The organism is Clostridium sp. (assembly GCF_018372875.1).
Classification (GTDB): domain Bacteria; phylum Bacillota; class Clostridia; order Clostridiales; family Clostridiaceae; genus Clostridium.
Genome location: NZ_JAHAIF010000068.1, coordinates 1 through 12,249 on the forward strand (window position 1 = coordinate 1; position 12,249 = coordinate 12,249).

Annotated in this window: 10 protein-coding genes; 4 read left to right on the forward strand and 6 right to left on the reverse strand. The window is 30.0% G+C overall.

Annotated features, from left to right (window positions below; all coding sequences use genetic code 11):
• Positions 1 to 239 precede the first annotated feature (239 nt).
• Positions 240 to 2,141, forward strand: coding sequence for a glutamine synthetase (locus KIB46_RS15065; protein ID WP_291672942.1), 1,902 nt, complete (start codon positions 240 to 242; stop codon positions 2,139 to 2,141).
• 157 nt (positions 2,142 to 2,298) lie between these two features.
• A complete protein-coding gene (locus tag KIB46_RS15070; protein ID WP_291672944.1) occupies positions 2,299 to 3,408 on the forward strand; it encodes an HD-GYP domain-containing protein in 1,110 nt (369 codons plus the stop codon).
• Positions 3,409 to 3,459: 51 nt separating this feature from the next.
• Here KIB46_RS15070 and KIB46_RS15075 read toward each other — a convergent pair whose 3' ends face one another.
• The 3 genes from KIB46_RS15075 to KIB46_RS15085 form a co-directional block, all read right to left on the reverse strand.
• On the reverse strand, positions 3,460 to 3,726 hold the full coding sequence (locus KIB46_RS15075; protein WP_291672946.1) for a hypothetical protein: 267 nt from the start codon (positions 3,724 to 3,726) through the stop codon (positions 3,460 to 3,462).
• A gap of 137 nt (positions 3,727 to 3,863) precedes the next feature.
• On the reverse strand, positions 3,864 to 7,067 hold the full coding sequence (carB, locus tag KIB46_RS15080; RefSeq protein ID WP_291672948.1) for a carbamoyl-phosphate synthase large subunit: 3,204 nt from the start codon (positions 7,065 to 7,067) through the stop codon (positions 3,864 to 3,866).
• Between the two features lie 12 nt (positions 7,068 to 7,079).
• On the reverse strand, positions 7,080 to 8,129 hold the full coding sequence (locus KIB46_RS15085; protein WP_156562637.1) for a carbamoyl phosphate synthase small subunit: 1,050 nt from the start codon (positions 8,127 to 8,129) through the stop codon (positions 7,080 to 7,082).
• 344 nt (positions 8,130 to 8,473) lie between these two features.
• Here KIB46_RS15085 and KIB46_RS15090 point away from each other — a divergent pair, with 344 nt between their 5' ends.
• Positions 8,474 to 9,202, forward strand: coding sequence for a phosphatase (locus tag KIB46_RS15090; RefSeq protein WP_291672951.1), 729 nt, complete (start codon positions 8,474 to 8,476; stop codon positions 9,200 to 9,202).
• Between the two features lie 183 nt (positions 9,203 to 9,385).
• On the opposite strand, the gene KIB46_RS15095 is transcribed toward KIB46_RS15090, so the two are convergent.
• The 3 genes from KIB46_RS15095 to KIB46_RS15105 are packed head-to-tail and all read right to left on the reverse strand — an operon-like array spanning position 9,386 to position 11,561.
• Positions 9,386 to 9,907: a putative ABC transporter permease gene (locus KIB46_RS15095; RefSeq protein ID WP_291672953.1), complete on the reverse strand. Its 522-nt coding sequence runs from the start codon at positions 9,905 to 9,907 to the stop codon at positions 9,386 to 9,388.
• A 57-nt stretch (positions 9,908 to 9,964) separates the two neighbouring features.
• Positions 9,965 to 10,771: a Cof-type HAD-IIB family hydrolase gene (locus tag KIB46_RS15100; RefSeq protein ID WP_156562629.1), complete on the reverse strand. Its 807-nt coding sequence runs from the start codon at positions 10,769 to 10,771 to the stop codon at positions 9,965 to 9,967.
• 13 nt (positions 10,772 to 10,784) lie between these two features.
• Positions 10,785 to 11,561 carry an SDR family oxidoreductase gene (locus KIB46_RS15105; protein ID WP_291672955.1) on the reverse strand — a complete coding sequence of 259 codons (777 nt, stop codon included), beginning with the start codon at positions 11,559 to 11,561 and terminating at the stop codon, positions 10,785 to 10,787.
• 168 nt (positions 11,562 to 11,729) lie between these two features.
• On the opposite strand from KIB46_RS15105, the gene KIB46_RS15110 reads away from it, so the two are divergent.
• Positions 11,730 to 12,249: helix-turn-helix domain-containing protein (locus tag KIB46_RS15110; protein WP_291672957.1), on the forward strand; the 520-nt coding region annotated here is incomplete at its 3' end.

Genomic DNA, 12,249 nt, shown 5'->3' on the forward strand with positions numbered 1-12,249 from the left:
TAAAAGTAGGTTTGGGTAGTGAAATTATAAAAGTCAACTGTAGAATAATGGATATAAAAATAAGTGAAATTATTGCCAACTTTTACTTGACTCAAACATATCATAATAATTTCTTGAAGTAAGTATATGCGAATGTTATAATTTATATAATTAATTTCATTCGACTTATATATGAAAGGATGTGAAGAAATTCTCGCCTAATTTTCATATTTTTTATTTATTATGGCAGAATTTATACTATGATTAACAACTTAATTTATACCATCCCAAAGGATAAACATAGCAAAGAAGATATAAAATCTATACTACTTAATCATCCAGAAATAAAATTTGTTTCATTTGTAGGTATTGACCTTTCTGGTAATGATACTGACGAAAAAATACCAGTTAAAGTATTCTTAGATGATTTAGACTCATTTCTATATGGCGTTGCAGTACAAACTGATGGTTCCTCCGTTGTTCTTCCTGGAATTGCTACTCTTAATAATGCAAAAGTAGATATGGTTACAGATTTAGATTGTAAATGGTTTGTAGACTATAACTATGACTTTATAGATACTTCTCTTAATAAACCAATAGGTACCTTAAGAATTCCTTGTTTCTTATATCATGATGGTAAGGCTGTAGACTCAAGACATATTCTTAGCTCAGCTATAAAAACATTTAAAGAAAACCTTATTGATATCTTTAATACTAAACCTGAGGTAATAAAAGCTTATGGTGCAACTAAAGAAGATATAGATGAGATAGTTATTACATCTGCTACAGAATTAGAATTCTGGGTTAAAACACCTAATGATAATGCAGAAGTAGAAGAATTATCAACTTCCGAAGTATTACATGAACATTATTGGACAAGAACAAAAGGTTCTGTAAGAACAGCTTTAGAAGAAACTTTATTACTTATGGAGGCTTATGGATTTGAACCAGAAATGGGACATAAGGAAGTAGGTGGCGTAAGAGCTAAACTTGATTCATCAGGTCAATTCAATCATATAATGGAGCAACTTGAAGTTGACTGGAAATATGCTGATGCAGTTCAAGCTGCTGATAATGAATTATTTGTAAAGATATTAACTCAAGAAACATTTAGAAGAAATGGACTTGAAGTAACATTTATGCCTAAACCACTTGATGGAGTAGCAGGTTCTGGTATGCACATACACCTAGGAGTAAGTTTAAAATTAAAGAACGGAAAAAGAATAAACTTATTCCATGCAACTAAAGAAGATTTTTTAAGTGTACTTGGATACGGAGCATTAATGGGTATTCTAAAGAACTATGAAGTTATGAATCCATTTATATCATCAACTAACAATGCTTTAAAAAGACTAAGACCTGGATTTGAAGCCCCAATATGTATAGTTACTTCTCTTGGATTACATCCAACTAATCCATCAAGAAATAGAACTATTCTTGTAGGTTTAATAAGAGACTTATCAAATCCAGCTGCTACTAGATTTGAATTACGTTCACCAAACCCTCATTCTAACGCATATATAGCAATGGCTGTTTCATATATGGCAATGTTAGATGGTATACTATATGCAGTGAACAATAATAAAACTGAAGAAGATCTTCTTAAAGAGTTATCAAAACAATACGGAGAAGATGCAGACTATCTAGAAAAGAATAGATCTTACAGAAGTGAAGATGATGTATTTGAGGACTTCACTGAAGAAGAAAGAAATAAAATGTATGGAACAGCACCAGCTACTATATATGAAAATCTTTCTGCATTAGATAAGTACCCAGAAAAAATCAATGTTTTAAAAAGAAATGATGTACTTACAGATCAATTAATTAATAGCTTTAAAATGGCTACACTTCAAAGATGGTGTACTGAAATAGGTAATAGAGTAATTAATAAATATACTCATGAAATAAGGAGCTTTAAACCACTACATTCTCTTGATAAAGCTTTAGACTTAGATGTATCTAATTGGATGAAAATTAATGAATTAAGACATTATATAATGAAAGATTCTTACACAAATAAAAGTTTATTTACAAGAATCAAATCAGCATTTATCAATGAAGATTATTTAAATGCATCTGAACTTTATCTAGAACTAGAGAGTAAAATGGAAGAGCTTAGAAACCTATATTCTTCATACAAGAAAAATTTATTAGATATATAATATAGAAAAACTCAAGTTATTTAACAGCCCCTGTTAAGTAGGTCTGGAGCTGTTCAACAAAACTTGAGTTTTTCTTTTCAAATTATCCAATTAATAGTACTTTCTTACAAAATATGATATAATTTTATTGATTTTATATATTAAGAGAGGTGTTTTGATGCGACTGGTTCCAGTAGAGTCTGTCCGTACAGGATCTTATTTAGGTAAAACTATATATGATAATTCTGGCAGAACTCTCTTAAAAAGTGGAGTTATTCTGACTGAAGGTTTAATTAAAAAGATTAAACAAATAAATATATTTTCAATTTACATAGAAGATGGCTATAGTCAAAGTGAAATTGAAGATATAATTAAGCCAGAACTTAGAAACAAAGCAACTTCAATAATAAAATATAGCTTTAACAATATGAAAAAACTATCTAGTTTAAATATAATTAATTCAAAAGAAAAAAATAAGATTCTAAAAAAACAAGAAGACTATTTTAAATCTATTAATGATATTGCTGAAGAGTTATTAAACAATATATTGGAAAATAAAAACGTATTAGTTAGCTTAGTAGATATAAAAAGCATGGATATGTATACATATCAACACTGTGTGAATGTTGCAGTTATATCTTTAGTGCTTGGAATAGGTTTACAACTACCAAAGTCCGAACTTATAGATTTATGCATAGGAGCATTGTTACATGATATAGGAAAAGTGTTTATTCCTAATGATTTAATAACTAAAGAAGGCCCATTAACATATGAAGAATTTTTGAAAATTAAAGAACACCCTAGGTTAGGTTATGATTATATTAATAAAAGTCCATCCATAAAATCTTCTATTAAATTAATTGCTCTTCAACATCATGAAAGAATTGATGGATTAGGTTATCCAAATGCTTTAAAATGTGATGAGATAAATAAATTAGCTAAAATTGTATCAATTGCAGATGTATATGATGCACTTACCTCTGATAGGTGCTATAGACGTGCATTATGTGCAAGTGATGCTTTAGAATATATAATGGCAAATGTTAATAAGTTATTTGATTTTAATATGGTTCAAGTATTTTCAAAAATAATAGTTCCATTCCCTTTTGGAACTATAGTGAAGTTAAGCAATGGGGATATTGCCGTTGTACAAGAAACTCAACCAAACTATCCTTTAAGACCTATTGTTAAGATCGTAAAGAGCTCAGACAAAAAAAATGAAGGAAAGTTTCTTAATCTTATAAATGAATTATCAGTAGTAATTAATAATATAGAATATAACATTTAAGCTATTTATCCTTAGCATGTCTAATGTGAATAGCTTTTATTGTATTTATATTTAACAATATATTGGATGAGGCTTTGCAAATAATTCAATATTGCAACTTTTCTTTGCCTTTAATGGTGTATTCTCAATTATATATTCCGCTTCTTTATAATCTCTAGCCTTAAAGACTATTGTCCATCCATTCCTATCATATTTACCCGCACACATTATGTATTTATTTCCGTCATTTTCTTTTAAGTTATCTTTATCTATTATTAAACTTCTAACCTCTCCCATGCTTTTAACATTTAGTTTTACAAATATATCATTATTCTTCATAATAACCCTCCATACGAACACCTGTTTGTTGATTTAATTTTATCGAACTTTTGTTCGTATGTCAACAAATATTTATACTTTTATTCCAATATAAGAAAGGAAGACCATATAGTAATATAGTCTTCCTTGTCATTATATTAATTTCCTAAGTTATAAACTTTCAATTCTTTATTATCTTCAAGATGTTCTTCCTTAACATCTACTATAGCTCTTAGAGTATCTAGCGCTGTAATAACTCCTATATTTCTCTCTACAGCTGCTCTTCTCATCATAAATCCATCTCTCTTTGAATCATTAACCTTAGTTGGAGTATTTATAACTAATTCTACTTCTTTATTCTTTATAACATCTAGTATATTAGGTGAATCTTCACAGATTCTTCTTACCTTCTTAGCATCTATACCTGCATCCTTAAGTAAGTTACAAGTTCCCTCTGTAGCTACAAACTTATATCCTAATTTAGATAATCTAACTGCCATTGGTAAAAATTCAGCTTTATCATGCTTATTTATAGTAGCTAATATTTCACCCTTCTTAGGGAACATTCCAGCTGCTACAAATCCCTTATATAATGCTTCATTAACTGTTTTACCAACTCCTAAAACCTCTCCTGTAGATTTCATTTCAGGTCCTAATGATACCTCAACATTTGGTAGCTTTTGAGTTGAGAACACAGGAACCTTAACTGATACTAATTCTGGTTCTTTGTATACATCTACTCCATATCCTAAGTCCTTTAACTTACTTCCTAACATAACCTTAGTTGCTATATCTACTATTGGAACCCCACTTACTTTACTTATATAAGGTACAGTTCTTGAAGCTCTTGGATTAACTTCTATTACATATAATTGCCCTTCAAATTCGATAAATTGAATATTTATCATTCCTTTTATTCCTATTGCTAAAGCCAACTTCTTAGTATAATCTAATATCGCACCCTTAATCTCTTTACTAACATTTTGTGTTGGATACATAGTTACACTATCCCCTGAATGAACCCCTGCTCTTTCTAAGTGTTCCATTATACCTGGTATAAGAACATCTTCTCCATCTGAAATTGCATCTACTTCTATTTCTCTACCCATTAGGTACTTATCTATTAGTATTGGGTTCTTTGAATCTTTTTCAAATGCATGCATTAAGTAAAATGTTAATTCTTCTTCATCATGAGTTATTTCCATACCTTGACCACCAATTACATATGAAGGTCTAACAAGTACAGGGAATCCTAATCTTTCAGCTTCTTTTAGCCCTTCTTCAACTGACCAGATTCCTTTACCCTTTGGTCTCGAAATTCCTAAATCTTCTAGTAAAGCATCAAACTTTTCTCTATCTTCAGCCATATCTATTTGATCTGCTGTAGTTCCTAATGTTGGTATCTTCTTTTCCTTTAAGAAGTTTGCAAGCTTAATAGCTGTTTGTCCACCAAATTGAAGTATAACTCCATCTGGATTTTCTTTTTCAACTATGCTTAATACATCCTCTTCTGTTAATGGTTCAAAATATAACTTATCAGAAATATTAAAGTCTGTACTTACTGTTTCTGGGTTGTTATTAACAATTATAGTCTCTATTCCTAGCTTCTTAAGTGCTAATACACAGTGTACTGAAGCATAGTCAAATTCAATACCTTGTCCTATTCTAATTGGCCCCGAACCTATAACCATTACCTTTTTCTTATCTGATACTTCTACTTCATCATATTGTTCATAAGTTGAATAATAGTAAGGTGATAATGCTTCGAATTCTCCACCACATGTATCAACCATCTTATATGCAGGTTTTATATTCCATATATCTCTTAATCTATTAATGTCTTCAGGAGAAACCTTTAACATATCTGCTATAGCCTTATCTGAGAATCCTTTTTTCTTTAAGTTTAATAACCATTCTTTATCTAAATCATCTATCTTGCTTAATTTCAATCTTTGTTCTTCTTCAACTATCCACTTAAACTTTTCTACGAAGAATCTATCTATTCCTGTAATCTTACAGATTTTATCTACTCTATAGTCTCTTCTAAGCATTTCAGCTAATGCAAATAGTCTTTCATCATCTGGAGACATTACTCTTTCCTTAAGTTCTTGCATACTGAACTCTCTAAACTTCTTGTGGTCTAATGAGTATTTTCCTATTTCTAAGCTTCTTATTCCCTTAAGTAATGCTTGTTCTAAGTTTGCACCTATAGCCATTACTTCCCCTGTAGCCATCATCTTAGTTCCAAGTTCTCTATCTGCACCATAAAACTTATCAAAAGGCCACTTTGGAATTTTACATACTACATAGTCTAATGTTGGTTCAAAGCAAGCATAAGTTTTTTGAGTAACTGCATTCTTTATTTCATCTAATCCATATCCTAAAGCTATCTTAGCAGCAAGCTTTGCTATTGGATACCCAGTAGCCTTTGATGCTAAAGCTGAAGATCTTGAAACTCTAGGATTAATTTCTATTACAGCATATTCAAATGAGTTAGGATTTAAAGCGAACTGTACGTTACATCCACCTTCTATTCCTACTGCATTTATAATGTTTATAGATGCTGTTCTTAACATTTGATATTCTTTATCTGACAATGTTTGAGAAGGAGCTACAACTATACTATCGCCTGTATGGATACCAACTGGGTCAATGTTTTCCATGTTACATACAGTTATGCAGTTTCCGTAAGAGTCTCTCATTACTTCATACTCTATTTCTTTCCATCCCTTAACTGACTTTTCAAGTAAAACTTGTCCTATTGTGCTTAATTGTAATCCTGATTCAAGAATAACTCTTAACTCTTCTTCATTATTAGCTATTCCTCCACCAGTTCCCCCTAATGTATATGCTGGTCTAACTATTACTGGATATCCAATCTTACCAGCATAAGCTACTCCCGCTTCTAATTCAGTAATTATTTCAGATTGAATGACAGGTTCTTGGATTCTATTCATCATATTTCTGAATAGTTCTCTATCTTCTCCCTCTTTAATAGATTCAATAGAAGTCCCTATTACTTTTACATTATATTTTTCTAATATTCCTGCATCATGTAAATCAACTGCAAGGTTAAGTCCTGTTTGACCACCCATACCAGCAAGTAAACTATCTGGTCTTTCCTTTGCAATAACCTTTTCTACAAATTCTACAGTTAATGGCTCTAAATAAACCTTATCTGCCACTTCTCTGTCAGTCATAATTGTAGCTGGATTAGAGTTAACTAATACAACCTCAATTCCTTCTTCTTTTAAAGCTTGACAAGCTTGAGTTCCTGAATAATCAAACTCTGCTGCTTGTCCTATAACTATTGGCCCTGATCCTATAACTAATACTTTTTTAATATCTTTATTTAATGGCATATTCCTAACCTCCTATAGTGCGTATTCCATGAATTTATCGAATATATATTCACTGTCTTGTGGTCCTGCTGAAGCTTCTGGATGGAATTGTACAGAGAATATAGGTAACTTCTTATGCTTCATTCCTTCTATAGTTCCATCATTTATGTTGATATGAGTTGCTTCAACATCTTCTGGTAAAGTTTGAACCACATATCCATGGTTTTGTGAGGTTATAGTAACCTTATTTGTTTCTAAATCTTTAACTGGGTGATTACATCCTCTATGACCAAACTTAAGCTTAGTTGTTTGACCACCTAATGTTAACCCTAATAATTGATGACCTAAGCAGATTCCTACTATTGGCTTCTTTCCAACTATCTTCTTTATATTTTCAATTACTTCTGGTAAATCTTCTGGATCTCCAGGCCCATTTGATAAGAATACTAAATCTGGATTTATAGCTAAAATATCTTCAGCCTTTGTATCAGCTGGGAATACTGTCAACTTGCATCCTCTCTTCTTAAAGCATCTTAATATATTTTGCTTTATACCAAAATCAATTACAGCTACATGCTTTCCTTTACCTTCAACTGTGTAAGACTTCTTTGTTGTTACAGTCTTTACAGCTTCTTTATTTGAGAAAGACTTAATTTTTTCATCTATATCGCTTTTATCTAATTCATCAATTGCAATGATTCCTCTCATTGTACCATTATTTCTTAGAACCTTTGTAAGAGCTCTTGTATCTATTCCTTCAAGTCCAACTATCTTATTTTGTTTTAAGAAATCTTCTAATTCTAGCTCACACCTAAAGTTATTTGGTAAATTACATTTTTCTCTTACTATAAACCCTCTAACCTTTGGGCTATCAGATTCCATGTCTTCAAGGTTTATTCCATAGTTTCCTATTAGAGGATATGTCATTGTTACGATTTGTCCATAGTATGAAGGGTCTGTTAAAACCTCTTGGTATCCAGTCATACCAGTTGTAAATACTACTTCACCAACACTATCTTTTAGGTGACCAAAGGCTTTACCTTCAAATACCATACCATTTTCTAAAATAAGCTTTGCTTTCATGCTTAGCCCTCCCTTTTTTATGTTGAAGTTAAGATAACACTTTATCGACATTTAAGATAAAAAGAAAAGGATAATAAAGAGACTTACAGAAACTCTGGTCTCCTCATTATCCTATTATATTTATAATTTTTAAATGTCTTTAAAGACAAAGCTATGCAAATATTTTCTAAAGCATTAAACATAGTTTCAGACTCCTTTCTGGCCTCTCTGGACCAATTTAAAGTGTATCTTTACTTATTCATTTTATTCTTTTATATTATTCTAATTTATCAATTATTTGCTGTCAAGACAAATTTAAACTATACTAAACATATGATGTAATTATTACAAAGGAGGACTTTTCTATGAAACTACTATCAGATTTGCATACTCACACAATAGCTAGTGGGCATGCTTATACAACACTAATGGAAAATATTAATTATTGTGCTGAAAATGGAATTAAAATACTAGGTACTTCTGATCATGGTCCATCAATGCCTGGAGCTCCTCATGTATGGAACATTAGCAACTTAAGAGTAGTTCCTAGAACAGTAAATGGAGTAATTGTTCTAAAAGGATGCGAAGCAAATATATTAGATACAGAAGGTACATTAGACATATCTAAAAAAGTCTCTGATTATATAGATTATCTAATCGCTTCATTTCATGAGCCTGTATTTCCCCCATGCTCATTAAAAGAAAATATGAGCGCAATGCTTAATGCTATTGATAAAAATGAAAAGGTTGAAATCTTAGGACATCTAGGCAATCCTATATATGACTTAGATTATGAAACTATTGTTAAAAAAGCAAAAGAAAAAGATATCATGATAGAAATTAATAATACCTCTTTATTGGGCGATACAAGAATTGGCAGTGAATCAAACTGTAGGTATATTGCTGAACTTTGTAAAAAGCATAATACAAAAATAATTGTTACATCTGATGCCCATATCTCATTTAGTATTGGTCAATTTGATAAAGCAATAGAAATGTTAGAATCTATTAACTTCCCAGAAGAACTAATAATGAACGATCCTAGTAAATTAATAGCTCATCTTAAGAATAAGGGTAGATTAACTGATTTATAAATAAATAAGTAATATTTCACTCAAGTTTATGTGAAATATTACTTATTTTTATTTAACTATTTCTATGAATAATGTATTATTTACTCTATAATAAGGATCTTGTACAATCCCTCCTATTAAACTTGCTGTCTTATGTAGCTTCTCCTCCATATTAGAAAGTGAATTTATAATATTTCTTAATCTCTAATCATTAGCCTTATAATTAATATTTAGGCTACTTATGGTCATAACAAAATCTATTAATATGTATACAATAAATACAGGACTTATATTTGATATAAAATCAAAGTAATTATAAAACACTATACTAACTAATGGTTGTAATATATATACTACAAAAGCAGTTAAAAAGATCCAATATAAAGAGAACTTTAAACATACGAATCCATCTATATTAAACTTATGTTCACTGTAATCCCAATACATCTTATTAAATGTTTTCTTCATAATGTATCCGCTAATATACTCTACTGCTGTAGGAACTATAAAAAATAAAATCCACAACAAAGTATTACTAATAATTGTGAATTCACTTATATATATTATTATTGCCATAGCAAAACCATACATTGGTTTAAATGGTCCATTCAAGAAACCATCCTCTTTAAATCTCCCTGTAACTATAAAACAATATATTTCTTCTAATACCCATCCTAAAAATGAGTATAAAACAAATATAAAAAGAATATAACTAAGCCAACTCATAATAACACTCCTCATCTTTTATTGATTAGTATTAACAGAATTGGCTTAAAAAATTACTTATATCTTATTCTTTATATAATTTATTACAAACTTAATGGCATTTTCATCACAGGAGGATGCTATTAAATCAATTTCTTCCTTTACTCTATCTTCCCCATTTTCTACTACAAATCCATATTTAGCTACTTTAAGCATTTCTAAATCATTCATATTGTCCCCAACTGCAATAACTTTATTTTTATCTAACTTATATTTATTAATTAAACTTTCTAAAGCTTGTCCCTTAGATACTCCATTTGCAACTATATCAAAATAATTTTTCCCGCTTCTATAGGCTGACCCAGAATCATATTTACTGTAGTATATCTCTTCAATTTTATTTAGTTCTTCCTCTTCTCCTATGATAAGAACCTTTACCCAATTTTTGTTCCATAAACTCTCATCTACATCATAAACAATTTCATAATTGTGTCTATTATATCTTTCTGTAAATCTACAACTTTGATATACATATACAACCTCATCAGAAAATATTTCTATTCCTAAATTAGGATAGTCATTAGCTACTCTTTTTATTGCCTCTTTTCTATTTTCCTCTATATATACCTCACTTATTATTTTTTCTTTTATAACATCATATATCTTTCCACCATTATGAATTAAAATTGGTAAGTTTAAATTTAAGCTTTCCCTATATTCTAATACTGATGGTAACATTCTTCCTGTGGCTATTGTAAATAATCCACCTTCACTAATAAAATAATCAATTGCTTCTCTATTATCACTAGAAATTATCTTATCACTTCCAATTAATGTTCCATCCATATCTGATACTAATACATATCCGTCAAAAAGTTTACTCACTAATTCCTTCCCCCTAATATTTATTGCTTTTTAATACCACTCTTCTGCTTATGGCTCTAGGAATAAATTTATTTCCTATAACCAAAATTTTATTCTTAATCCCTGGTACAATTATTGTTCTTCCTTTTTTATAATTAGCATACCCAATCTTTGCAACATCTTCTGCATTCATTAAATACTTTTTGGCACCTTCTGATTTCTTTATGCCAGCCTTATTTTGAAATGAGGTTTTAACTGGACCCGGACATAAACAGCTTACTTTAACTCCATATTCTTGTACTTCATCATGTATTGCTTCAGTTAAAGTTAATACATAGGATTTTGTTGCATAATAAAGAGCCATCTTAGGGCCTCCAACAAAAGCTGCCGTGGATGCTACATTTAATATTCCACCACTTTTTCTTTTAATCATTTGTCTTAAGAAATATTTTGTTATCTTTGTTAAGGATGTTATGTTTAAATCTATAATCTTCTCTTCAAATCCATTATCTTCTTCATGAAAAAAACCAAATGAACCTATTCCAGCATTATTTATTAAATTATCCACAATCAAATTATTTTCTTCCACAAATTTAAATAGTTTTTCACAAGAGTTATCCACCGATAAATTTAAACTAATTGTAATAATATCTACATCATAATTCTTTTTCAAATATTCTTTTGCTTCATTTAACTTATCATTGCTCCTAGCAACTAATAAGATATTATTATTATCATTAGCAAATAACTTTGCTAACTCAAAACCAATCCCTTCGCTTCCACCAGTTATTAGTGTGAACTTATCTTTCATCACAACCACCTCATACTTAAACGTTAATCCAATTATATCATTGAAGAATTATATAATAAAAAAATTTGACTAATTGTAAAATGAAATTGAACTAATAAAAAATCCATAGTGGATTATTCTGTGTTATGATTTAATCGCTAAACAAAACATACACGGAGGATAATCACTATGGATCACTCAAATATTAACACAGAATCACGCAAAAATAAACACTTGAATTTTTCAGAACGTATGACTATAGAGCTTCGTTTAAAAGATGGATTTTCAGCATATAAGATATCTAAAGAACTTGGCAGATCAATAAATACTATTCTAAATGAAATACGTCGTGGTACGACTACTCAAATAAAGCAAGTAAACCATATTGAAGTATACCTTGCCGATACTGGCGAAGCGGTATATAAAAAACATCGTTCAAATTCTTGTCGCAATTTTAAACTATTAGAATGTAGTGACTTTATTAAGTACACTGTAGACAAAATCACAAAGGACTCATGGTCCCCAGATGCTTGTATTGGGGAAGCTATCGCTACCGGTAGGTTTAATCGATCTCAAATGGTTTGTACCAAGACACTGTATAACTATATATATCTTGGATTTATGGATGTAAAGAATACAGATTTACCAATGAAATTACGTAGAAATACAAAGTGTACTAGAATAAAGAAACATAAGAAAAAGCTTGGTA